This window comes from Psychrobacter sp. HD31, assembly GCF_051097895.1.
Lineage (GTDB): Bacteria > Pseudomonadota > Gammaproteobacteria > Pseudomonadales > Moraxellaceae > Psychrobacter.
On sequence record NZ_CP142525.1, the window covers coordinates 904,177 to 929,068 of the forward strand.

The 24,892-nt window shown below is 39.2% G+C and carries 27 protein-coding genes; 14 read left to right on the plus strand and 13 right to left on the minus strand.

Going from position 1 to position 24,892, the window contains the following annotated elements; all coding sequences use genetic code 11:
- Positions 1-9: 9 nt before the first annotated feature.
- Both mnmD and VH441_RS03895 read left to right on the plus strand, forming a co-directional pair.
- On the plus strand, positions 10-2,022 hold the full coding sequence (gene mnmD / locus VH441_RS03890; RefSeq protein ID WP_434354170.1) for a tRNA (5-methylaminomethyl-2-thiouridine)(34)-methyltransferase MnmD: 2,013 nt from the start codon (positions 10-12) through the stop codon (positions 2,020-2,022).
- Between the two features lie 112 nt (positions 2,023-2,134).
- A complete protein-coding gene (locus tag VH441_RS03895; protein WP_434354171.1) occupies positions 2,135-2,428 on the plus strand; it encodes a hypothetical protein in 294 nt (97 codons plus the stop codon).
- 68 nt (positions 2,429-2,496) lie between these two features.
- On the opposite strand, the gene VH441_RS03900 is transcribed toward VH441_RS03895, so the two are convergent.
- From VH441_RS03900 to ffh, 7 genes are all read right to left on the minus strand, one after another.
- Positions 2,497-3,435 carry a 4-hydroxybenzoate octaprenyltransferase gene (locus VH441_RS03900; protein ID WP_434354172.1) on the minus strand — a complete coding sequence of 313 codons (939 nt, stop codon included), beginning with the start codon at positions 3,433-3,435 and terminating at the stop codon, positions 2,497-2,499.
- 98 nt (positions 3,436-3,533) lie between these two features.
- The gene (locus VH441_RS03905) at positions 3,534-4,394 is read right to left on the minus strand and encodes a class I SAM-dependent methyltransferase (protein WP_434354173.1); all 861 of its coding nucleotides are present in this window, start codon (positions 4,392-4,394) and stop codon (positions 3,534-3,536) included.
- A gap of 2 nt (positions 4,395-4,396) precedes the next feature.
- Complete coding sequence (locus VH441_RS03910; protein WP_434354174.1) at positions 4,397-5,239, minus strand: undecaprenyl-diphosphate phosphatase; 843 nt, start codon at positions 5,237-5,239, stop codon at positions 4,397-4,399.
- Positions 5,240-5,427: 188 nt separating this feature from the next.
- A complete protein-coding gene (locus VH441_RS03915) occupies positions 5,428-5,820 on the minus strand; it encodes a hypothetical protein (protein ID WP_434354175.1) in 393 nt (130 codons plus the stop codon).
- Positions 5,821-5,823: 3 nt separating this feature from the next.
- Positions 5,824-6,516 carry a tRNA (adenosine(37)-N6)-threonylcarbamoyltransferase complex dimerization subunit type 1 TsaB gene (gene tsaB, locus VH441_RS03920; RefSeq protein ID WP_434354176.1) on the minus strand — a complete coding sequence of 231 codons (693 nt, stop codon included), beginning with the start codon at positions 6,514-6,516 and terminating at the stop codon, positions 5,824-5,826.
- A 44-nt stretch (positions 6,517-6,560) separates the two neighbouring features.
- Positions 6,561-7,043: an ASCH domain-containing protein gene (locus tag VH441_RS03925; RefSeq protein ID WP_434354177.1), complete on the minus strand. Its 483-nt coding sequence runs from the start codon at positions 7,041-7,043 to the stop codon at positions 6,561-6,563.
- Between the two features lie 70 nt (positions 7,044-7,113).
- The gene (ffh, locus tag VH441_RS03930) at positions 7,114-8,643 is read right to left on the minus strand and encodes a signal recognition particle protein (protein WP_434354178.1); all 1,530 of its coding nucleotides are present in this window, start codon (positions 8,641-8,643) and stop codon (positions 7,114-7,116) included.
- A gap of 148 nt (positions 8,644-8,791) precedes the next feature.
- Between ffh and VH441_RS03935 the strand changes: the two genes are divergently transcribed.
- Positions 8,792-9,583, plus strand: a complete 792-nt coding sequence (locus VH441_RS03935) for a cytochrome C assembly family protein (protein WP_434354179.1) — start codon at positions 8,792-8,794, stop codon at positions 9,581-9,583.
- A gap of 135 nt (positions 9,584-9,718) precedes the next feature.
- Here the strand turns inward: VH441_RS03935 and VH441_RS03940 are convergent, their stop codons facing one another.
- A complete protein-coding gene (locus tag VH441_RS03940) occupies positions 9,719-10,192 on the minus strand; it encodes a GNAT family N-acetyltransferase (RefSeq protein ID WP_434354180.1) in 474 nt (157 codons plus the stop codon).
- Between the two features lie 22 nt (positions 10,193-10,214).
- Entirely contained in the window at positions 10,215-11,096 is an 882-nt protein-coding gene (gene purU, locus VH441_RS03945) for a formyltetrahydrofolate deformylase (RefSeq protein WP_434354181.1), read from the minus strand.
- 450 nt (positions 11,097-11,546) lie between these two features.
- On the opposite strand from purU, the gene rpmB reads away from it, so the two are divergent.
- Together rpmB and rpmG are read left to right on the plus strand one after the other, a co-directional pair.
- The gene (gene rpmB, locus VH441_RS03950) at positions 11,547-11,783 is read left to right on the plus strand and encodes a 50S ribosomal protein L28 (RefSeq protein ID WP_434354182.1); all 237 of its coding nucleotides are present in this window, start codon (positions 11,547-11,549) and stop codon (positions 11,781-11,783) included.
- A 39-nt stretch (positions 11,784-11,822) separates the two neighbouring features.
- Positions 11,823-11,978, plus strand: a complete 156-nt coding sequence (rpmG, locus tag VH441_RS03955) for a 50S ribosomal protein L33 (protein WP_434354183.1) — start codon at positions 11,823-11,825, stop codon at positions 11,976-11,978.
- A gap of 197 nt (positions 11,979-12,175) precedes the next feature.
- On the opposite strand, the gene VH441_RS03960 is transcribed toward rpmG, so the two are convergent.
- From VH441_RS03960 to rpiA, 3 genes are all read right to left on the minus strand, one after another.
- Complete coding sequence (locus VH441_RS03960) at positions 12,176-12,463, minus strand: hypothetical protein (RefSeq protein ID WP_434354184.1); 288 nt, start codon at positions 12,461-12,463, stop codon at positions 12,176-12,178.
- Positions 12,464-12,586: 123 nt separating this feature from the next.
- Positions 12,587-13,288, minus strand: coding sequence for a ribulose-phosphate 3-epimerase (gene rpe / locus VH441_RS03965; protein ID WP_434354185.1), 702 nt, complete (start codon positions 13,286-13,288; stop codon positions 12,587-12,589).
- 39 nt (positions 13,289-13,327) lie between these two features.
- A complete protein-coding gene (gene rpiA / locus VH441_RS03970; protein ID WP_434354186.1) occupies positions 13,328-14,014 on the minus strand; it encodes a ribose-5-phosphate isomerase RpiA in 687 nt (228 codons plus the stop codon).
- 184 nt (positions 14,015-14,198) lie between these two features.
- On the opposite strand from rpiA, the gene ilvA reads away from it, so the two are divergent.
- The 5 genes from ilvA (at position 14,199) to murB (ending at position 19,660) form a co-directional block, all read left to right on the plus strand.
- Entirely contained in the window at positions 14,199-15,767 is a 1,569-nt protein-coding gene (gene ilvA / locus VH441_RS03975; RefSeq protein WP_434354187.1) for a threonine ammonia-lyase, biosynthetic, read from the plus strand.
- 240 nt (positions 15,768-16,007) lie between these two features.
- Positions 16,008-17,654 carry a GMC oxidoreductase gene (locus tag VH441_RS03980; protein ID WP_434354188.1) on the plus strand — a complete coding sequence of 549 codons (1,647 nt, stop codon included), beginning with the start codon at positions 16,008-16,010 and terminating at the stop codon, positions 17,652-17,654.
- A gap of 20 nt (positions 17,655-17,674) precedes the next feature.
- Positions 17,675-18,082 (plus strand): RNA-binding S4 domain-containing protein, encoded by a 408-nt coding sequence (locus VH441_RS03985; RefSeq protein ID WP_434354189.1) that lies wholly within the window; start codon positions 17,675-17,677, stop codon positions 18,080-18,082.
- A 32-nt stretch (positions 18,083-18,114) separates the two neighbouring features.
- Positions 18,115-18,603, plus strand: coding sequence for a low molecular weight protein-tyrosine-phosphatase (locus VH441_RS03990; protein WP_434354190.1), 489 nt, complete (start codon positions 18,115-18,117; stop codon positions 18,601-18,603).
- A gap of 7 nt (positions 18,604-18,610) precedes the next feature.
- Positions 18,611-19,660, plus strand: a complete 1,050-nt coding sequence (gene murB / locus VH441_RS03995; RefSeq protein ID WP_434354191.1) for a UDP-N-acetylmuramate dehydrogenase — start codon at positions 18,611-18,613, stop codon at positions 19,658-19,660.
- An 86-nt stretch (positions 19,661-19,746) separates the two neighbouring features.
- Here murB and VH441_RS04000 read toward each other — a convergent pair whose 3' ends face one another.
- On the minus strand, positions 19,747-20,010 hold the full coding sequence (locus tag VH441_RS04000) for a hypothetical protein (RefSeq protein WP_434354192.1): 264 nt from the start codon (positions 20,008-20,010) through the stop codon (positions 19,747-19,749).
- Between the two features lie 295 nt (positions 20,011-20,305).
- On the opposite strand from VH441_RS04000, the gene VH441_RS04005 reads away from it, so the two are divergent.
- The 4 genes from VH441_RS04005 to creD all read left to right on the plus strand — a co-directional run bounded on the left by VH441_RS04005 (position 20,306) and on the right by creD (position 24,778).
- Positions 20,306-20,518: a hypothetical protein gene (locus tag VH441_RS04005; protein ID WP_434354193.1), complete on the plus strand. Its 213-nt coding sequence runs from the start codon at positions 20,306-20,308 to the stop codon at positions 20,516-20,518.
- Between the two features lie 127 nt (positions 20,519-20,645).
- A complete protein-coding gene (locus VH441_RS04010; RefSeq protein WP_434354194.1) occupies positions 20,646-21,425 on the plus strand; it encodes a response regulator in 780 nt (259 codons plus the stop codon).
- Positions 21,422-23,152 (plus strand): two-component system sensor histidine kinase CreC, encoded by a 1,731-nt coding sequence (gene creC, locus VH441_RS04015; protein ID WP_434354195.1) that lies wholly within the window; start codon positions 21,422-21,424, stop codon positions 23,150-23,152. The genes VH441_RS04010 and creC overlap by 4 nt, the downstream gene beginning before the upstream one ends.
- A 144-nt stretch (positions 23,153-23,296) precedes the next feature.
- Positions 23,297-24,778, plus strand: a complete 1,482-nt coding sequence (gene creD, locus VH441_RS04020; protein ID WP_434354196.1) for a cell envelope integrity protein CreD — start codon at positions 23,297-23,299, stop codon at positions 24,776-24,778.
- Positions 24,779-24,892: the final 114 nt, after the last annotated feature.

Below are 24,892 nucleotides of genomic sequence, written 5' to 3' on the forward strand. Positions count from 1 at the left end.
GGCTAAACTATGCAAAACCCAATCCAACCTGCTCAAATACAATGGCGAGAAGATGATAACGGCAACACCGTACCCGTTTCTAAAAACTTTGGTGATGTCTATTTTTCTCTTGTTGATGGCTTAACAGAGTCTCGCTATGTATTTATAGAACACAACCAACTGCCACAGCGTTTTGCTAATCTTAAGGACTACCAGACCTTTATCATTGCTGAGCTGGGCTTTGGTACAGGACTCAATTTTTTTGCCACTTGGCAACTTTGGAACCAGCTAAAAAATCAGGCAAAAGCGCACCACACACACCTGCACTTTATTAGTTTTGAAAAATTCCCACTGTCTAAAGCTGACTTACAAAAAGCTTTAGTGAGCTGGACGACAAAAGAACCTGAACTTGCGCCACTGATTGAAAAACTGCTTGCCGCCTACCCCACCTTAATTGAGGGTTGCCACCGTTTAAACTTTGAAGAAGACAACTTAACACTGGATTTATGGCTGGGCGATGCCAATGATAACCTTGCTAAGTTATCCAGCAATAACCATAATAGCAAAACACCTCTTCATACCTTACAAGATGGCAAAATAGATGCCTGGTTTTTGGATGGGTTTGCGCCAGCTTGTAATGAATCGCTATGGGCAGAACAGATTTTCACCCAAATTAGTCGGCTTTCTAAACCAACCACCACGGCAGCAACATTTAGCTGTGCAGGTGTCGTAAAGCGTGGTTTTAAACATATTGGCTTTGACATTGCAAAAGTAAAAGGGTTTGGCAGAAAACGAGAAATGTTAACCGCTGAGTTGACACAACGCAACCTTGTACCAACAGACATAAAAAACACAGCAAAAGCTGATACCCAAAAAGTAAAAACAGCACTGATTATTGGTGCCGGTGTATCAGGGCTCATGGCAGCAAGAGCGTTAACTAACCGTGGCATACAGGTTACTTTAGTAGATAAAACGGCACCATTAGCAGGGGCATCTGGCAACCCTCGCGGCTTACTTGCCCCCAAAATGACACCAATCCACCACGTTGCCGAGCATTTGCATAGCATTGGCTATTTATATAGCGCCAGACTCTATCAAACGATGAATCGAACAGCAACCACCCCTATATTTGAAGCCACAGGGGTATTAGATTTACTTGCCAAAGCTAACGTATCTGCCGAGCAAATCAATGCTTATCCACACAACTTTGCCCATGTGTTAGATCATACTGAAGCACAACATTATGCAGGTATTTATAAACAAGACTTATCAACAAACCAATTTTTACCTCAAGGCGGGTTAATCAATCCACAAGCTCTAGCAAATCAAGTGCTGGCAAATCCGCTTATTACCTTTCAACAAGCTGAGGTTTTATCGGTTAATGAAAGTGCTGATATTGCAACGGCGAGTTGTATCATTAACAACAAGAATGCTAATTTACAAGCCGATAACATCATCATTTGTACTGCCGATAAATCTTGCCTAGTAGATAAACGCATTTTTGATTTTAGAAAAATCCGTGGTCAAGTATCTTGGTTTACCCCAACTGACAAACAACTTAAAAAGCTACCAAAAAACCCGCTAAAATACGGCGGATACTGTACACAATTTATACCAAAAGTTGGGGATGATAAAGCAAACAAAGTTGCGGTCGGTACGCCTACTCTGCTGATGGGAGCAAGCTTTGTCCGTAATGATTCAGACACTAATGCACGTGATGAAGAGCATGACATCAACCTTAAAAAGCTAATTAGCGCAATGCCAGAGCTTAGCGATGTGGTTACCAGCACCAAGGGTTGGCAAGCTCGCGCGGGCATCCGTTCTCAAACGCCAGATTATCATCCATTGGTTGGTTTGCTTACAAACAGTAAAAAAATATGGACGCTAAGCGGTATGGGAGCAAAAGGCTATGCTTATGCGCCCATATGTAGCGAAGCATTAGCAGATATGATTATGGAAACGATTCCACCATTGTCGGCTCAAATGATAGCTAAGTTATCACCCAATCGTGACAGGTTGCAACAGCCTTTGTCTGAAGTATAAAAAAGAGTTTTTTTACAACTTTTTACGCTTATGCTAGCATTTAAATGGATATTGCATTGATTTTTCTGAAATTTCCAATTGTATGTATATATGACTTTATTGGAGAAACTCGATGAAAAAACTACTATGCTTATCAATGCTGTCACTTGCTATGGCTGCTTGTTCAAACAACGCAACTACCGAAGAAACAAAAGTAGAAGAAGCTAAATCTGCGATGCCAGAAACCTGCCAAGCTTATATTAGCGCTGTTGAAAAGCTGGTTGAAAAGCTGGTTGAAAAGTCACCAGAAGCTGGTAAACAGTTTGAAGAAAGCATCGCTGCGTCAAAAGCACAGTGGGAAAACCTATCTGATGCTCAAGTAGAAGAAGTAAATAACGCATGCAAGCAAATGATGGAACAAATTTAGCCAATGCTGAAGTAATAGTAAAAAGCGAATAAGTCAAAATAACCAAATTAATCTATCACCATCCACAATTAGTTGTGGATGGTTGCAACTAAACAGCACACCGCTATCCACAAAAAGGTATAACGCCCTACCCAAATATTGGCTAAAAACGCTGTAAAACACTTAGTTGGTTCAAGCGTGGCACAGCCTTTATTTTGACGATAAAACATCACCACCAAGGGCAATAACCCCAATAATGGCAAAAACCCTAATGCAGTTTTAGCAAAATAATGCCACAGCACAGCCCCCATCAAACAAACAAACGCTGCCTGCAATCCGGCAATTACCCACATTTCATATTTACCAAATAGCTTGCCAAATAAAATAGCCGTCGATTTTACGCCAATTTTTAAATCATCTGGTCTATCTGCCATCGCATATTGGGTATCATATGCCACTGTCCAACACATATAGGCAATAAACAACAACCAACACCAAATATTAGTATGCCCCTGTATGGCAATATGCGACATTGGGATTGCCCAACCAAACGCCGCTGCTAAAAACATTTGAGGCAAATGAGTAAAACGCTTCATAAATGGGTAAATAAACGCTAAGGCAACCGCACCAAAAGACCAATAAAACACTTCAATTGGTAAAAACACCAACAAGGCACAACTTGTCCAGCATAGTATCAAAAATGTCCAAATCGCTTCTTTACCACTCAAACGACCATCGGCAAGTGGTCTGCCTTTAGTACGCCAAACGTGCGCATCCACCTTACGGTCGGCAAAGTCATTAATGGCACAACCTGCTGCCCGCATTAATGTTGCCCCAATGGCATAAATTACAAAAACTTTTAACGAGGGCAGCCCTGCTGTTTTGCCCATTGCTTGCGCTTGCCCCATGCCTGCCAGCATAACAGCCCATAAAGTTGGCCAAAGCAAAAGTTCTATACCCACAGGTCTGTCAAACCGTGTGAGCTGAATATAGGCAAAGGCTTTTTGTTTTAGCGTTAATGTTGTCATAACTTTTAATATTTGAAAGGATTATTTATCCGCTAATAAGTATAATCAATGCAGGTATCTTTCACAAATCCAATGCGTTTATACAAGGTTTATGTATCTTATTTTTTATTAAAGTACCCATCAAACCTTACTACATCATTTTCCCAACTTTCATCAGATGCTACATGAGCAAGGAAAGGGGCATTTTTTGGGCGTTTAACCACCACTCTGCCATTTTTTTTAATCGCTTGCTGTGCCAAATTTAACAAAGCCTGTTCTTGCTTTGCCGTTGGTGGTAAAGCCAAATCATGCAATATTTGCATCCCCTTACCCACCTTTGCACCTTGGTAACTATCATTTGGAAACATAGGGTCGAGATAGATAACATCTGCCTGTAGGTCTTTATTTTTTGTTGCACTGCTCTCAAACCACTTAACCGAGTTTTTAAACCTAATATCCAACCGTCCCATGAGCCCTTCCCAATTTGGCTCAAGGCTCATACGCTGTTTTTCTAATATAAGCAACAACGCCATTAGTGGGTTTTGTTCTAGCATGGTGACATTCGCCCCGCCACTGGCAAGAATGAGCGAGTCATGCCCAAAGCCTGCGGTTGCATCTATCACTTTGCTATCTGCCGTTAGTTTACACGCTTGTAATAACAGCTCAGACTTACGCCCTGCGGTAACTATACGCCGTTGCAATTTATACCAATCTGGGCGAGCTTTAGTAATAGTGAGTCTACCCTTTCCATCCCCCGCAAGAGTGCATAAACTACAAACAATATTATTTTTTTTATCCAACTCTGCCATTAAAAAGGGATTACTAATGTCTTTGGCGATTAATTTTAGATTCTTATTGTTAATTTTCTCTAGGGATTTCCAGTCGCATTCTATCGGTAAATTTACCAAGTTAATAACGCTAGATAGTTTTTCATTAACTTGGGGTAAGTCTTGGGTGGTGGTTAAAATTGTGGTTTGCATTCTCACCCTCTAATTTCATAACCAAAGCCAAAAAAGGCAACAAGCACAAGCATACCTGTAATAATACGTAGCCACGCAAAAATAGTAAAGTCTCTTCGGCTTACCCATGCCACCAGCCAACGGATGCACAGTAAGGCAACAATAAAAGATACCAAAGTACCAATACCCAGTATCGTCCAGTCTTCGCTGGTTGCCAGTGCATCTTTGTGTTTTAACAAATCAAGCAAGCCTGCACCAACCAAAACGGGAATACCTAAAAAGAAGGAGAACTCCGCTGCTGCCTTACGAGACACGCCAAACCACAATGCCCCAATAATCGTTGAGCCAGAGCGAGACGTACCTGGAATCAACGCCAAACATTGGCACAAACCAATCATCAATGCGGTTTTGATGCTAACGTCTTCGGCTTCATTGGCAATAATCTGTTTTGGTCGGCTCTCTACATAAAAAATCAGCAAACCGCCAATAATAAGCATGACTGCCACCACCACAGGGTGGAATAAATATGCTTTGATTTGGTCTGCAAAGGTAAAACCAAGCAGCATCACGGGTATGGTTGCCACAATTAAGCTAATCCCTAACTGACGAGGGTTTTTTAGCCCTTCTGCTTTGCCAGTTAGCAGGCCCATAAAGGCATGCCACAGCCTACCCCAGTAGTCGTATATTACTGCCAAGATTGCCCCAAGTTGGATAACCACCACAAACAGGTCTGACTTTTGTTTTGTCCAAAAGTCCATGATGTCGGCAGATAAGATAAGATAGCCGGTGCTAGATATGGGTAAAAACTCGGTAATGCCCTCGACAATACCCATGATAATGGCTTTAAAAATTAGTATGATGTCCACGTGTTGCCTTTTGTTTTGATTTTATTTAAATGATATTTACTTTTATAGGCTAAACATTTTGCTCAGCTTAGGATTTATATTATTTGGTTTATATCATTGCTGGGCTAAAGCCCAGTCTATTCACTCACAGGATTTATCAGTTGGATTATTGCCAATAGGATAAGTGTAAAATAAGTTCGGTTTATTATCTAGCCACTCACATTGCCATTTTTCTTTAGATATAACCTGGCACCAAAATACGTTAAGGGAAAGCTTAATATGATCGATATAGTTACATACCAGATTGGAAAACTTATTTCACTAGTAAAAAACAACACGCCCAAACAAGGAGATATCATTGCCACTTGCAATTTTTTTATTTTAGAAACCTTCGCGATGATAAAACCATACCACACAGAAAGAAAAATTGATAAGAACAAGAAAAACAGTAATTCTTTATTAGAGTAAATACCTGTTGATAAATCCGCTGGAACAAGCCAAATTTTAAGAGGAATAAAAAGCACAATAATCAATAGCCCACCTAGAGATGCCAAAATAAAAGCTAGAATTATTGACAAAATATTCTTTAAAAGCATCAACATTACTTATTTCTTCCCCTGCTCTTTTAACGTCTTCCACGCATTATTGCGTAAATAAACTGGCAAAGCCTCTTCGGCTGGCACACCGCCCTGTTTGGCAAACTGTGCTTGCCCTACTTTTGCCAAAACACCAGCTGTTGGTTGCACATTTAGCACACTGGTTTGTTCAGCTTGCACGGTGAGCAAATCTTCTTCCATCGTAGCAATCATGGTTAATGGTTGGGCAGTTGGTTGCTCATAATCTAGCAAGCCCTCGCCTTCTGGCAGCTTATCAGAACCAACCACTTGCATAATGCCGCTTTCATCTAACTGGTATTCACCAATATACACTTGGCTCATGCGGGCATCCATTACTGCATAAACATGACTGTCATCATTGTTAATTTCATGGCCTGTTTGAGCAAGCACCTGCAAACTGGACACGCCCACGCAAGGCAAATCGGTCGCAACAGACAACGCTTGTATCACAGCCGTATTAATACGGATGCTGCTAAACGCCCCTGGTCCTCGGTTAAAAACAAGTGCATCAAGCTCATTTAAAGTTAAATTGGTGGCAGCCAGCGCCTCATCTATCATAGGCAGTATTTGCTGGGTTTGCTGGCGTTTACCGGTTTGTTCTGCCAAATGGACGATGTTGCCATCAATCATAATAGCAACAGAGCATTTATCAAATACAGTGTCTATGGCGAGTAGTTTCATAATTTGCCTGTTTTAAGTTATTTATTTGTTATTTTAATATTTTTTTAAGTTGGGTATACTTTTTTAAATCGTTCTAATATCAATTCTGATTGCTCGCAAAACTGACTATCAATACTTTGCGCATACTTAGTAAAAAAATCAATATGTGCTTCTCGCCACCATTCATAAGTACCGTCGCCTTCGCCTTCTGCCTCAGCAAATTCTCGAGTGACCTCATTAAATCTGGCAAAAGAAACTTCGGTAAGCTGGATGATACAAACGGGCTCTTCATCCCAATTTGTGACTATCGTTAATGCACCAACCTTTGGGTAAGGTTCATTATCATAGTCCCATGACTCTTTTAAACCACATGATGCTGTTTTTTTGCCTATATTGACCAATCTTGCACATTCGTTTGCATTATACTCATCAGCACAAAAATATTCTGCCGGAACATTGTCAATGTTCGCAATCGATTGTATCTCTTGCACAGAAAGTGTTTTTAAAAAATCATTAAGAAACTGTTGTTGTGTTGTGGTTAATGCCATTTTTAAAACCTATTAAGCGATATCAAATATTAAAAAATGGGCTATGCATTTGCAAACCCATTATTTAAAATTAAAAACGTTTTTTAAACCCTGGCATTTTCTTTTGCATTTCTGCTAATTGTTTTTCCATTTCTTCTTGGCTTGGCATGTTGTTTGGGTCCATGCCACCCAGTCCGCCTAAGCCACCTAAACCGCCTTTGCCAGCACCTTTGTTGCCACCGCCAAATAAAGGACCGCCACCGCCGCCCATGCCAGTTAAGCCTTGTACCGCCTTCATCATTTTGCCCATGCCCTCTGGCTTGGACATCATTTTCATCATCTTAGCCATTTGTTTGTGCTGTTTTAGCAAACGGTTAACATCTTGTATTTGCTTACCAGAACCTGCGGCAATACGGCGTTTACGGCTTGGGTTGATTTTTTCTGGATTTTGGCGTTCAAATGGCGTCATAGAGTTAATTAGTGATTCCATTTCTTTGATTTTTTCTTCTGGTTTGGCTTCTGCTAAGGCTTCTTTCATACCAGCATTACTCATGCCTGGCATTTTATCCATTAGCCCTGCCATACCGCCCATATTTTTCATTTGTTGGAACTGAGCAAGCAAGTCCTCTAAATCAAAGTTACCGCCTTTTTGCATTTTTTTAGCAAGTTTATCGGCTTTTTCTCTATCGATTTTTTGTTCAACTTCTTCCACCAAACTCAACACGTCACCCATGCCAAGGATACGCTGAGCAATACGCTCTGGATGGAATGGCTCTAATGCGTCTAACTTTTCACCACGTCCCAAAAACTTAATTGGCTTACCAGTAATGGCACGCACAGATAATGCCGCACCACCACGGGCATCACCATCCGTTTTGGTTAATACCACCCCTGTTAAAGGCAGTGCATCATTAAATGCTTTCGCCGTGTTGGCAGCATCTTGACCTGTCATTGAATCAACAACAAACAAGGTTTCTGAAGGATTAACCGCAGCCGTTAATGCCTTAATTTCATCCATCATAGTGTCATCAATATGCAAGCGACCCGCTGTATCAATAATCAAAATATCAGAATATTGGATTTTTGCTTGCTCAATAGCACGTTTTGCAATATCAATTGGGTTTTCATCACTGCTAGATTCACAAAACTTAGCATCAACCTGCCCTGCGACTTGTTCTAACTGTTTAATTGCTGCTGGACGATAGACATCGGCAGAAACCAGCATCACTTTTTTATTTTGTCGCTCTTGCAAATATTTTGCTAATTTACCGGCTGTGGTAGTTTTACCAGCACCTTGCAAACCTGCTAATAAATAAACCACAGGGGGTTTGCCTGTCATCTCTAATGCTTGATTCGCACTACCCATCATTTCGGTTAGTTCATCATGCACAATTTTTACAAATGCTTGCCCAGGTGCAAGTTCTTTAAGCACCTCTTCGCCCAGTGCTTTTTCTTTAACTTTTTTTACAAACTCACGTGTTACTGGCAAAGCAACATCTGCTTCTAAAAGTGCCATACGCACTTCTCGCAGGGTGTCTTTAATGTTGTCTTCTGTTAATTGACCAGTTCCTGCAACATTACGTAAACTAGAGGATAGTCGTTCCGTTAAGGTATCAAACATAGATTGTTTCTCAAATAAGCTAATGTATTAAATAAAGGTTTATAAATAAAATAAAAAATTCGTCAAATATTATCTATTTTATGATAAATTAGACGATTATTCTAATCATTTATAAAAATCATAATAGTAAAGATACATCGAGAGCATAATGATGACTGCTTATGTAATTGCCAGCTTATGTTATATCAGTATTAGTTTTTGGCTTTTATACTGCTTGTATCACAAACGTGCTATCAGCAAACCACTTGCAATTGGGCTTTTAACGATTGGTTTGTGCCTGCATGCTTGGTTACTATACCCAAACATCATTACCCCAAATGGGTTAAATTTTAACGTATTTAATACACTGAGTTTAACCAGTCTATTTTTGTTAACCTTCTTTTTATTGTTTAGCTTAATACGCCCCATATACAGCTTGGGGATTTTAGCCGCACCCGCTGCCTTTTTTGGAATCACTGCTGGATTTTTTGGACACGCTCCCTACAAACCACTGGCTAATATATCAGCTGGGCTACAAACCCATATTTTACTATCCATTGCCGCATACAGTTTACTGTTGATGTGTGCCGTACAGGCTATTATTTTACGCTTGCAGATTAGAGAGCTAAAGCACCGTACACGCCACCGTTTGTGGGTGTCTAAATTACCGCCATTGCAAAGTATGGAAAATTTATTGTTTGATATGCTAGTGCTTGGGTTTGTTTTGCTAAGCTTTGCTTTACTGTTAGGTTTTGTTTACGTTGACGACTTTTTTGCCCAGCATTTAGCCCATAAAACCGTATTTAGTATTTTATCTTGGTTGATGTTTGCCTATTTAATTTTTGGACACTGGCGGTTTGGATGGCGCGGCAAGCATGCTGCTAATATGACAGTATTTAGCTTTTTATTACTTGCCATTGGTTTTGTGGGCAGTAAAGCGGTTCTGGAGTTGATTTTATAAAACAGTCTTCTTTAAAACAATCTTCTATAAGAAGTTACTTGAAACCACTAAGTCTCTGCTAATTTGGTTGTTATGCAACAATATAGAAAATCTAAAAACTATGACCATTTGTAATTTATTATACACAGATTGTTATCAATTTAATTTTTTAATGAAATGAAAACTTTCTACAATGTAGTCTTTAGCAAAGTAAAACTTATGGGCTTTAGGTCTAAACACGCCAGAATCTAGCGAAATAAATTCACAACCAGCCTGTTTGGCTTGGCTTTCACACCAAGCCAAAGCGTCACCACCATAGCCCTGACTACGGCAAGTTTCACTTATCACCAGATCTTCTAAAAAGTACAGTTTATTTTGGTAGGTATTATGGTGCATGCGATATAAAATAACACCAATGACTGCGCTATCCCTGCCATTAATTGTCTCTTTCACCACCACAAAAGTTGCGCCTTCATCTACAATTTTGCATAGATGCCCAATATAACCTGCTAGCGTTGCAAAAGGCGTAAAACTTGCTCTAAACGCTTGGTGGATGGGATGAGCCGCTTCAATTAAATTTTGTTGCTTTTTTATCTCATCAGCACAGTTAAAAACGCAATAATCTAGCATGACACTCTCCCAATCACATTGATTAATTAAATACGACGGTTTTATTACCATCAACAATCACACGATTTTGAACATGCCAATTAACAGCCCTTGCCAATACATTGCGTTCAATATCGCGTCCAATGGCTCTTAATTCAGGCACACCCTGACGGTGCGTTACTCGATGTACATCTTGTTCTATAATTGGACCTTGGTCTAGCTCAGCTGTTACATAGTGAGCGGTTGCTCCAATTAACTTAACCCCTTTATCATAAGCTTGTTGATATGGGTCTGCTCCCACAAACGCCGGTAAAAAAGAGTGATGGATATTAATGATTTTCATCGACCATTTATTAACAAAGTCTTCTGATAATATTTGCATATAACGAGCCAGTACCAGCACATCACTATCTGCCAATAACGCATTAATTTTTGCCTCTGCTTCTGTTTTTGTTGCTTTAGTAACCGGCACATGATGGTATTCTATACCAAAATTCTCGACAGCTTGTCTCAAGTCATCATGGTTACTGACCACCTTCGTAATTTCACACGCTAGCAACCCACGTTGATGGCGCCACAATAAATCTAACAAAGCATGATCAAATTTTGATACTAAGATACCCACTTTAGGTTTGATACTGTTATCATGTATTTGCCAAGCCATATCGTATCGTTTGGCAACGGTATGCTCAAAACTTTGCTCAAGGTTATCAAAAATATCATGAAGATTAGTCAATGCAAACTCTAAGCGCATAAAATATTGCCCACCCTCATGCGCTGTTGAGTATTGATCTAATGTAATAATGTTTGCACCGTATCGAAATAAAAACTCCGATACCGCCTGAACAATACCCGCTTGGTCTTGACACTTAATAGTTAACGTTGCTGTATCTTGTTTTATTATTTTTTTGTCTTGATTGCTCATAAATGCTGTCTCAAATTTTAATTAGGTTTAAAGGTAATAACCAATCTTCCATTTTATAGTTATTTTACACTTTGTGCTAGTAACTCAAGCCGTTAAGCCAAAGTAAGTATGAGTTAGAAAACACCCAAAAACTGTTTAACTACGTTAATATTTGTATCGCCAACGCAATACGATATTTGAATAATTTTATTCGCTTTTTGAAACCATAATAAAATATTGATAAATAAACAGGACCCCTTGCTTTTATACTCACTTTATGGTTAAATGTCGCCTTTAAATTTTTGGATAAATTGGTCAGGTCATCATTGCCTTTAGTGTTTGACTGTCGATCATCATAAACATCAACAGTTTTTGGTATTTTGTATTTGGAATCCATACCCCAACGCAATTAACCAAAGAGCATGAGCAAAGATTAAATCTCATGCCAACCAATTTAGTTAGGAGTCAATAATGTCTCGAGTTTGCCAAGTGACTGGAAAACGTCCAATGGTGGGTAACAATGTATCGCACGCGAACAACAAAACCCGTCGTCGTTTCCAACCAAACCTACATAACCATCGTTTTTGGGTAGAATCAGAGAAGCGTTTCGTGCGTCTTCGTGTATCAACTAAAGGTATGCGTATCATCGACAAGCACGGTATCGAAAAAGTGCTTGCTGACCTACGTGCAAAAGGTCAGAAAATCTAAAATAGATTTTTTACAACTACTCATTAAAGGATAACAGTCATGAGAGATAAAATCAGATTAGTATCGACAGCTGGTACAGGTTATTTCTACACTACCACTAAAAACAAACGTACTATGCCAGGCAAAATGGAAATCAAAAAGTATGATCCAAAAGCTCGCAAACACGTTTTGTTTAAAGAAGCTAAAATCAAGTAATATTTATTACTGATAAAAAGGTTAATCGAAAGATTAACCTTTTTTATTGCCCATTATTTGAGTTAAATAAATTACTTAATCACCATTAAAGATAAAAAAAGCAAACACATTCTAAAAATTTTAGTGGGTTGCTCACACAAGCCACATAAAAAAAGACCTGTTCTAAACAAGTCTTTTATTTTATTTACTATCTATTACTAGCTATAATTTGTTGGTTCTTCATCATACACTTTTGCATGCCAATGGTTCATTTGTTTGTTCATGATCACCTGAATGGCTGCATGTATCATATGCTGCCCAATCATGTGCGCATCTTCACCAAGCATATCTTTTATTTTATCAGAAAAATCAATGCTCACTAATGGGTCTTCCTTGCCGTCCATATCACGCAACAATAAGCGACCATCTTCAGATTCAATCAGCTCTAACATGGTTTCTTTTGCAAAGCCATCTTGTGGCATGTCTAATTTTGTATCATCTTGCATGGTTTATCCCGCCATTATAGGCAATCTTTTTAAACTTTTATTGCTTCATTAATACTATAATGGGCGTTACTGAGTTAAATTTCAAGCAAAATTAGCATTCAACCACATTAAATCTAGTTGTTGTTAAACGGCTTTGCTTCCTACCAATGCTAGCTGCTCACGCATTTCATCAATAGCTTGGGCATAGTCATCTTGATTAAAAATGGCAGAGCCTGCAACAAACATATCTGCGCCTGCCTCAGCAATAGCACGGATATTACTTGCTTTAACCCCACCATCCACTTCAAGGCGAATATCTCTCCCACTGGCATCAATCAGTTTGCGTACTTGCTTAATTTTTGGGAGCGTGCTTTCAATAAATGATTGTCCGCCAAAACCTGGGTTAACACTCATTAATAGGATTTGGTCAACCTTATCCATCACATGGTCTAAATAATGTAGCGGCGTTGCTGGATTAAACACCAATCCACATTTAGCACCACCGTCTTTAATTAGTTGCAACGAGCGGTCAATATGTTCACTCGCCTCTGGATGAAAAGTAATGATATCAGCACCTGCCCCTAAAAACTGCTCGATCATGCTATCAACTGGTTTAACCATCAAATGTACATCAATGGGTGCTGTGATACCATAATCTTTTAGTGCTTGGCATACCATGCTACCAATGGTCAAATTTGGTACATAGTGGTTATCCATTACATCAAAATGCACCACATCGGCACCAGACTTGAGGACATTTTCAACTTCTTCACCTAAGCGTGCAAAGTCTGCAGATAGGATAGAAGGTGCGATTAGATATTGCTGATTGGGTAAAACTTTAGACATAGGTAGACCTGTTTTTATCAATTGATAATAAGCTTAAAATTATTGAGTGAACTTTTCAATACCTTGAGAAGTTGCCTTTAGCAATACATTTGCTTTGTTAGCCGCAAACACCCCATTGCATACAACCCCCACAATATTGTTTAGTGTTTTTTCTGTTTGTGCTGGGTTGTTAACATCTAAGTCATAAGTGTCTAAAATTACGTTGCCATAATCCGTTACAACACCTTCACGATAAACAGGTTCTGCTCCCATTTCTACAAGCTTTCTCGCAACATAAGAACGTGCTTGTGGCAACACCTCTATCGGTACAGGAAACGCCTTACCTAAAGTTGCCACCTGTTTAGACTCATCTACCATACACACAAACTGCTTAGAGGCCGCAGCAACAATTTTTTCACGAGTTAAAGCCGCCCCACCACCTTTAATTAGGTTTAATTGGGCATCAAATTCATCCGCACCATCAATATATAAGTCTAATGTACCAACAAAGTTTAAGTCTAAAATATCAATGCCCAATGCTTTTAGACGCGCCTCTGTTGCTTGCGAGCTTGTTACAGCCCCTTTTAGTGCCATTTGAGGCAATAAATCAATCAAACAGTTAACAGTACTACCTGTCCCTACCCCTAAAATCATGCCTTCTTCTACATATTCTAATGCTGCTTTTGCTGCGGCTTGCTTTTGGGCTAGCTGTTTATCTAAATTTTCATTATTGGCTGATTGGCTCATATTTGTGTTCCAAAATTGATGTTGATGTATTCAAACGACCTATTTTTTACATCCTCATATTGTACCTAATTATCAAATCATTAAGAAACAAATTTAACTGATATAATAGATAATTTAATAAAATGTTTTTTTCTGCTATCATTTATTAACTTTTATTTTTGTATTTTATTTTTAAGGAAAGTTTATGTTATCAAACTTAACGCTACCTAATTTGGTTCGTAAAATCTTGCAAGCAACCGTTTATGATGTTGCGATTCGCACAGATTTAGACAAAGCACCCAAACTAAGTAAACGCTTTGATAACGACATTCGCTTTAAACGTGAAGACTTACAACCTGTTTTTTCATTTAAACTGCGTGGCGCATACAACAAAATTAGCCAACTTACAGATGATGAAAAATCTCGTGGGGTTATTTGTGCATCTGCTGGTAACCATGCTCAAGGGGTTGCCTTTTCTGCCAGTAGACTGAACTTAAACAATGTGATTGTCATGCCAACCACCACGCCAGATATTAAAGTTGATGCAGTAAAAGCATTAGGGGGCAATGTGGTACTGCATGGTGACAGCTTTGATGTTGCCAATGCGTATGCGAAACAACGATCAGAAGATGAAGGTTTAACTTATATCGCCCCTTACGATGATGAAGACGTGATTGCAGGACAAGGTACCATTGCCCTTGAGCTTAACCAACAATGGCGAGATATGGAATACCTGTTTGTTGCTGTTGGTGGTGGTGGTTTGATTTCTGGCGTTGCCGCATTTTTAGGAGAGGTTGCCCCCCATGTTAAAGTTGTTGCGATAGAGCCAGAACAAGCAGCATGTTTAAAACTGGCTTTAGAAACAGGCGAACGTGGTCGCTTACCACAGGTTGGGCTATTTGTAGATGGCGTTGCCGTTGCTCAACTTGGCGAGATACCAAACAAAGTGGTACGCTTACAAAAAAGTGATGACTCTGGCGCAATTGTTGAACCCCACGTGGTGACATGTAACAATGATGAAGTCTGTGCTGCTGTAAAAGATGTATTTGAAGAAAGCCGCAGTATTGTTGAACCTGCTGGCGCACTGGCAGTTGCCGGCATGAAAAAATACATAAAAGCACATCAGCTACAAGGCAAAAAGTGTGTGGCAATTGTTTGCGGTGCCAACATGAACTTTGATCGCCTTCGCTACATTGCTGAGCGTACCGAGATTGGTGAGAAAAAAGAAGCCATTTTTGCCGTTACCATCCCAGAAAAAACAGGGGCATTCTTAAACTTTTGTCGAGACCTCCATGGGCGTAACATTACCGAATTTAACTATCGAGCCAGAAGCCAACATTCGCCAGATTCGAATGAACCTGCCTCAATTTTTGTCGGCATTGGTTTAAAAGATGGTGAGGTAGAACGACAAACCATTGGCAATCAATTAAATGAAAATGGTTACCACGCTTTTGACTTAACAGATGATGAAGTGGCTAAAACCCATATCCGCTATCTGATTGGTGGTCATGCTGGTATTAAAAATGAACATTTATTCCGTGTTCGCTTTCCAGAACGCCCAGGGGCTTTATTAAACTTTTTAGAAAAATTAGGCACAGATTTTAATATCACCCTATTCCATTACCGTAACCATGGTGCTGCCGAAGGGCGTGTTTTAGTTGGCTTGCAAGCATCTACTAACAGCTCTAGAACTTTGCCAGATGCACTGCATGACATTGGTTATGATTGTGAAGAAATTACTGATAATGCAGGCTATCAATTGTTCTTAAAATAAAATTGTTCCTAACATTCTGTTTTTTTATAAAAATTAATTTTAAAGAGGTTTGTACTCATCATCAGTGCAAACCTCTTTTATATGGTCAACTGATACTGCTTAAGATAAGAAAAATGACTTACACATAGTAGTATACCTTAACAATCTGCCAACATTAAGACACTTTTAAGACTCAACCTCATGCTATGATTTTTTATCTATTTTAGATTACATGACCAGACAGTTGGCAACAAAACTATTATGAATAACTCAAACAAAATCAACCGTAGACAATTTTTAAAATTAACATCCATGGCAACGGCAACAACGCTTAGCCTATCAATGGGCTTCCCTATACTTGGGCATGCGTATACAGCAGAAAACCTAACTGATGATAGTCAGTTTGATGTCATCATTATTGGCACTGGCTATGGTGCAGCTGTTACCGCACTTAGACTTGCCGAAAAAGGCATTCGCTGTTTGATGTTAGAGATGGGGTTAGACTGGCAGGAACAAAACAAGCAAACCGGACTAAAGTTTAGTGGTATGGCTTGGGCAGAAAAACAGTCAACATGGTTACGCAAAACAACCATCGCACCATTTGCAAACTACCGAGTGTTTGAAAAATTTACCGGCGCATTAGACCGTATTGATTTTGAGCATGTTCATGTTTATGCTGGCAGAGGCATTGGCGGTGGCTCGCTTGTTAATGGTGGCATGTCGGTTACGCCCACGCAAGCCTATTTTGAAGAAATATTCCCTCAATTAGACAGTCAGCTGTTTTATCGCAAATATTTTCCTTTAGCAAATGCCAGTTTAGGCGTTAGCACCATACCTGATGACTTTTATCAAAGTTCTGCTTATTATCAGTTTTCTCGTACTGGCGAGGCAGAAGGCATAAAAGCTGGTTATACGCCGGTTAAAGTACCCAATGTCTATGACTACGACTACATGCGTAAAGAAGAAGCAGGCGAAGTAACAAAATCTGGCTTAAGTGATGAGGTCATTTACGGCAATAATTATGGCAAAAAAGACCTTACAAAAACATACCTAAAACAAGCGTTAGCGACTGGTAATGTAACTATTTTGGGCTTACATAAAGTAGAACAGATTGTTGAAAACCTAAGTAAAGAAACGAACGCCATCAGCTACAGCATTAAGGTAAGCCAAATTAACACAAAAGGTGAGACCGTAAAAAACAAAACCTACCATACAAACAAACTATTTTTAGGCGCTGGCAGTTTAGGTACCACTGAACTTTTATTAAAATCTCAAGCAAAAGGGACACTAAATCATATTGATAGCGAGGTTGGCAAATATTGGGGCAATAATGGGAATGTGATGGCAACACGCTCTGGCATTAAAAAACCACTAGGCAAAAAACAAGCCGCCATCCCTGCAGTTGGTCTATCAAAGTGGACAAAAGATAAAGATGCCGTCTTTGCCGAGGTTGCACCCTTCCCTGTTGGTATTGATTTTAGAACAGCCCTTTATTTAGTTATTAATCGTGTCAGCAAATATGGTAAATTAAGTTATAATCATAAACAAAATAAACTGGCTTTAAATTGGGATAATAACCATACAGAGCAAATGGTAAAAAATGCCGGTATGTTTCTTGATACCATGAATGCGGCAAATGGTGGGCTGCGTGGTGCCATTTTCCGACATGGTAAAGATTGGGGCATTAATCCCAAAATTTGTTATCATCCACTTGGTGGTTGTGTTTTAGGTAAAGCAACCGACCAATTTGGGCGCCTAAAAAATTATCAAGGGTTATATATTACCGATGGCGCACTAATCCCTGCAAGTATTGGCGTCAATCCTTATGTCACCATCACCGCCCTTGCCGAATATTGTATTGAAAACGTGCTACAACAAGACTTTAAAGATGAACTAAAACACACATAAAAGGAATATTTAACAAAAATATGGGAAAGTCAGAGCCAATAATAGAAAAAGTTCGCATTGATAAATGGTTATGGGCAGCACGGTTTTTTAGAACCCGTAGCATTGCTAAAAAAGCCATAGAAGGCGGCAAAGTTCACATGAATGGGCAACGCGTTAAAACCAGTAAAGAAGTCATTGTAGGTGATAAACTTACCATACGCCAAGGTGGATCTGGTGCCATTAATGAAAAAACCGTTGTGGTACAAGCATTGTCAGACAACCGAGGCAATGCTACCATTGCTCAAACACTCTATAGTGAAACAGCCGAAAGTAAGTCTCAAAGAGAATATTTTCAAACACAGCGTAAGTTTGCCAATCTTGCTCGCCCAGATACTAAGCCAAACAAAAAGCAACGTCGCGAATTACAACGCTTAAAATCTGAGTTTTAATTTTAACCACTTTTAACTATTAAAAAAATACTATGACAAACACCCTACCCCAATCTGTCTTACTCGTTTGCCTAGGCAATATCTGCCGCTCGCCAATGGCAGAAGAAGTCTTACGCCAAAAAGCACAACAAGCTGGCTTTAATCTACTGGTAGATTCATGCGGTACTGGGCACTGGCATGAAGGCGAGCAAGCAGACGAACGCTCACGCAGGGCTGCCAAAACACGTGGCTATGACATAGACCACCTAAGGGCAAGACAAATCAAAGAATCTGACTTAACCGAATTTGACCTTATATTAGCCATGGATAAAAGCAACTTGGCAGATTTAAACAACATAAAAAACAAGCTAAATACACAAGAAAAAACTAATTTGGCAGAACTTGCCTTATTTAGCCAACATGATACCCAGTATCAAAACCAAAAAGTACCCGACCCATATTATGGTGACATGCAAGATTTTGAACATGCGCTAGACTTAATAGAAAGCATGGCAGACTCTTGGATAAATAAGTGGAAATAAAAAAACAATGCGCACAACCAACATCCAACCCAACTTTGATTTATCCAAACACAATACGATGGCGCTGTCTTGCACAGCAAGCCATGCCATTATACTAGACGATGAAAATCAAGTGCCTGACACATTTGCAAAATTAGCAAACAGGCAAGATACTCGCCCATTTATATTATCTGGCGGCAGTAATGTCATTTTACCGAGTACGCTAAACGCTTTGGCTATTCTACCTCGTTATAGAGGTATCACCACTTTGGCAGAAAGCGATGAGAATATTGATATCGAAGTCATGGGTGGTAATAACTGGCACGAGTTAGTCGTCAATTTAACCAATAAGGGTTGGTATGGGTTAGAAAACTTAGCGTTAATCCCAGGGTTGGTGGGGGCCTCTCCTGTGCAAAACATCGGCGCTTATGGCTTACAACTAGAGGACTGCTTAACCCATGTAAAAGCGTTTCATATACCCACCCAAACGTGGCAAACCATGCGCAAGCAAGATTGCCAGTTTGCTTACCGAGATAGTGTTTTTAAACAAAACCCTAATACTTGGCTCATTACCCGTGTTGGTTTTCGGCTACATAAAGATGCAAGTAAAATAAATGCCAACTATGGCGATGTGGCAATTGAGGCTAACAAGCTTGCTAAAGCTAATGGACGTTCAACAGCCACGCCAATAGATGTTATGGACGCCATCATCCACATACGCAAAAGTAAGTTACCTGACCCTGCGATACTTGCTAATACGGGTAGTTTTTTTCAAAATCCCATTATTGCCCGCCAGCAATATAACGATTTGCTAAAACAGTTCCCAGACATGCCAAAATATGATATTGATGAGGCAAGTGTCAAAGTGCCAGCAGGATGGCTGATAGACCAGGCTGGGCTAAAAGGTGGTGGTATTGCCCCTATTTTAACCCATGAAAAACAAGCACTGGTGTTAACCAATCATGCGCCATTTAAGGCAACGCAAACCGACATTGCCAAAACTCGTGATATGATTATTGATACGGTAAAACAGCGTTATGGCATAACACTACACCAAGAGCCTGTTTGGGTTGATTAATATTAATCATTAAGTCTATTGATAAAAAGAGCCAGCACAAAACCTCTGTTTAGTGCTGGCTATTTTAGTATTGCTAAGCAATATACTTAGAAACTGGTACAACCCGCATTTTCACCAATTTTTTTCGCACCACTTCTAGTCGAATCACTACCTAATAAGTGGTAAGAAGAGCCCCTGTTATATTGACTTTCATTTTTAGTAGAAATATCACAAGTGCTCGAGCTGCCTTTTTGATAAATATAGTAAGATGTGCCTGCATGAGCAACAGTAGAAGCAGATGCAATTAATGCCCCTGCAGCTAAAACTTGAGTCATAATTTTGGCACTTTTATTAAGTCGTTTTGTTTTCATGGTTGAATATCCTTATAAATGATTGTTTCTTAGTTAGTTAAAACAAATGGTTTGTTAAAATAAATGCACAACGCAACTTTTAACAGCTACTAACAACCTTAGGTCTTGACTATTAAAAATAGCATTAGGCATTTTTAATATAACTTAGATTAAATATAATTAACATATTAACCTAACAAATTTATAAAAATAACTTTTGTTAAAATATAAAATCGATAAATATCAATTTTATATGTGGTAACATCATCAACCATTATCAAAATACAAATAATCTAAAAAAATCTGGAGCGCCTCTATGAGCATGAACACAATCAAGAAACTACTTATTCCTTCCACGTTAGTTTTATTACTAACAGGTTGTACTGCCGTTGCTGTCGTCGATGGCGTAGCAAGTTTAGGCGTTAAAGCCGCTACTTCTACGGTTAAACTTGCCGCTAAAGGTGTCGGAGCTACCGCAAAAGGCGTTAAAAAACTTGCCACTGATGATGATAAAGACAAGAAAGAATAAAGACTGACTAAGCGCTTATTAAAAATAATCTTAAGTAACTAAATCCACAAACTTTCCACATAGTCTCCTAATGGTTTTATGCTAGGATAGAGTCATATTAAAAATACACTACTCTATTGCTACTGCTATGAACCACATCAATCATATTTTACTTGTTGAAGATGACCCAGCCATTGCTACCTCGCTTAAAATTACCTTTAAGCGAGAAAACTGGCAGTTAACATGGTTAGATAACGCAACAGATGTGCTATCCACTTTAAAGTCGTTAAGTAATCAAAATACAGAAGATAGTGTTAATCTTGTCCCCTCTGCCATCATCTTAGATGTCGGCTTGCCTGATGGTGATGGCTTAAGTCTATGTCAACAAATACGCCACAGTGGCAATATTGGTCATTTAAAAGATTTACCCATCCTATTTTTAACCGCACGCAGTGAAGAGGTAGATAGGATTTTAGGACTTGAAATGGGCGGAGATGACTACTGTGCCAAGCCTTTTAGTCCACGTGAGTTAGTGGCACGTATCAAAGCAATTTGGCGACGACAAGCAATCAATAGCCCAACTATAACGACTAAAAACGCAGTAGATGAACATGCCGAACAACTGTTTGAGCTTGAATCAGGCACATGGGAATACCAAACCCAAAACTATCAATTATACTGGCAAAGCCATAAACTAGAGCTCAGCAATACAGAACGCAAGCTATTACTTTATCTATTAAACAACCCGCAACAGGTGTTTAGTAGAACACAACTTTTGGGCGCAATTAGTGAGCATCCAGATCATCGTCTCGCTCGTACTATTGATAGCCATATCAAATCTATCCGTAAGCAGCTTGCTAGCATTAACCCTAGTCTTGAGGTGATTTATACCCATCGTGGTATTGGTTATGGATTGTGTAAAGCATGAAAAATAACAAGCAAAACTGGTATACAAAACTGCATCAATCACCTCAAAACCTTGCTGCAAAACAAGTTAGGCAAAATAGCAAAGATAAACTCAATTTAAGTATCTTTTTTAGAATTTGGCTTGCGGTTGTGGTTATCATCATCATTGCCAGTATTATGGTATTTGACCAATTGTTTGAGCGTGTTGAACCAACCAGCAAACAAGTTATTGAAGATACCTTAGTTGATACCAGCAAATTGCTTGCCGCAAGCCTAAGCCAACCACTGCAAACAGGCGCTCTTGCAGCCCCCAGCTATCAAAATCAATTGGATCAAGCATTTAATGCGGCTGCCAATACTCATACAAAAACACCGAAAATATATCGCTATAACGATAAAGAAACACTCAATCAATTAAGCACATGGTTTAATCAAAAAACACACAGTAGTTTTAGAGTTTATGTTACCAATGCCAATGGCAAAGTGATTTATGACTCTTTGGCAAAAAGTGACGGGAATGCCGAAGGGCAAGATTACAGCAGATGGAACGATGTTTATTTAACATTGCAAGGCAAGTATGGCGCAAGAAGCACCAGAAGTGATAAAAACAATGCCGATACATCTGTCATGTATGTTGCCCAACCCATCACCAATAAGCAGGGTAAGCTCATTGGTGTCGTGAGTGTAGGTAAGCCCGTTGCAACCATTTTGCCGTACCTAAATGTTGCTCGCCAGCGTATGCTCACCACTTCACTTACCATCATGTTACTGGCCATATTTTTTGCTGGGCTGGTGGCATGGTGGCTACAACAAAGCATTGCCATGGTAACCCGCTATACAGGCTCTTTAGATACCCATGATGCAAAACCCAGTTTTTATTTAGGTAAAGAACTAAATGAATTAACCAACACCATCGAAAATATGAAGCATAAGCTTGAAAACAAAGCTTATGTGACTGACTATGTTCATACCCTAACCCACGAGCTTAAAAGCCCACTTACTGCAATTAAAGCAAGTGGCGAGCTGCTAGAAGATGCAACATTAGAAGAAGAAGACCGACATTTACTTAGCCAAACCATTAGTGAACAAAGCACAAAATTACAATCACTGATTGACCGCTTATTGCTACTTGCCAAGATTGAGCAGCCCAGCTTTCGTTTATCAACACAGCCAGTCAATATCTTAAGCTTAACACGCACGCTCATCACAAATCAGCAACCACGCATTCAAAAACGTGGGCTGACAATTAACTATTTTGTTAATGGAGCAGAATACAACAAGCAGTGTGAAGATAGCTCTTTTATGGCGAGTTTACCTCGTATTTTGGCAGATGAATTTTGGTTATCGCAAGCCCTAGACAACCTTATTACTAATGCCATCTTTTTTGCTGATAGCCACATTGATATTGAGCTTAATTATCAAGAAGCAAAATCTAAAGTGCAATTATCCATTTTTAATGATGGTGCTGGCATTCCAGATTATGCTTTGGATAAAGTATTTGACCGTTATTTTAGTTTATCGCATCAAGCAGGCAATCCCAATAATGCTTCAATGCTTCAAACCAATGCTCAAACACCCAACCAGCCAAAAAATCACACAAGCAACCATAAAGGCAGTGGACTGGGTTTAACTCTTGCCAAACAAGTTATTGAGCATCATGGTGGTAAAATTAATATTGCTAATATCCATCAAACACACACAACAACTGAGGGCGTTCAGGTTTCTGTCTCTCTTCCTATTGCCAATTAAACTTGGCTAGGCTATCCGCCCATTGGTCTACCCATATAAAGTTTTTAAGTTACCAATCCACCAAAAATCCATCAAACCCACATCATTAATCCTCCCTGCTTATTTATAGTGTTGCCATAACAACACAACAAACCGGAGGATACAATGCAAAAACCTTTATTCATTAAAATGGCAATCATTGCCATACTTTGTGCCATTTTTGGCATTGGTCTAAGTATTTTAAAAACACTGGTGTATGAACGCCAAAACTACGCCAACAATGTGATTAACGAGATTGCCGACCAACACGTTAAACCACAACAGTTGATTACCCCTTTTTTGGTAAGTCGGCACACAACCACCCAAAACTGTGATAGTGATAAAAAAATCAGCAAAACTGACTGTAGCAAACAGGTGATAGTCAACACGCCTATTTTTGCAAACCAAACGGAAGTGGCTCAAAACCTAAAAGTCAGTGATGATGAATACAAAAGGAGCATTTACAGTGCCACAAGTTATAGGGGCGAGATAAGCATTAACCAAACCTATCAATTAAAGCCAAAAAATGATGACAGCACACCAGCAGCCAGTCACACCACGTCAAGTCACACCACTTCAAGTATTCAAACAAATCTACAAGATAATAAAACCTTTATGGATACCCGTTTGCTACTACCTATTAGCGATTTACGAGGGGTAAATAAATTACCCAATGTCACTATTAATGGACAAACAATAACCGCGGACTACCCTAAAAATAAAATTTTTGCCAATCTTGAATACTTAGAAGTCATATTGCCAAAAAGCTTACAAAAGGCAGACAAGCTTAATATTGAGGTGTCGTTAAACTTATCTGGGCTAAAAAGCATACAAACCGTGCCATTGGGAGAACAATTTGAGCTAACTACTAAAGCCAATTGGCAAGATCCTAATTTTATTGGGCATGCGTTGCCAACAAAAAAAACACTCAACACGAAAGATTTTAATGCCAACTGGCAAAACCAACACCTTGCCATTAGAAACAACCAGCTGGTTAGCCTGTGCATCAAGCAGCACAAAAATAGTTGTCAGTTAGTACAATCTCAAACCCTCACTCATAGTTTAAGCAGTACTTCTAACGGATACAGACATCAAGTAACAGAAAGCACAAACGCCAATAATCAACAAGCCGTTAACTTAAATGAATTTGGTGTAGATTTTGCTAAACCCAACAATGTGTATTTACAGACAGAACGAACCATGAAGTATGGCTTATTATTAATTGCCATATCCTTTGGTAGTATCTTTTTGTTTGAAGTTATCAAGTCATTACGCATCCACCCTGTACAGTACTTGCTGGTTAGCATGGCATTATTGGTTTTTTATGCCTTACTGTTATCACTGGCAGAACAAATTGCATTTTGGCAGGCTTATCTAATTGCTTCGCTAGCTTGTGCATCATTAATTGGTTGGTATGCATTTTATCTATTTAAAAGTGGTAAACGGGCAAGTTTATTTACCGTTATTTTAGCGGGGCAATATGCTGGTTTTTACATCATACTCACCATTGCAGACATGAATTTACTGATTGGCGCCCTACTCTGCTTTACTTTAATTGCAGCCGTTATGTTTATTACCCGAAAAATCGACTGGTACAAAATCAATTAACCATACAACTATAAGTATGTAATTGATGGTTGTTGTGCAGGTTTCAAAAGCCAACAACCATCAAAAACCGTAAAACAACCTAACATTGCCATACCTAGGCAACAATATTATTTC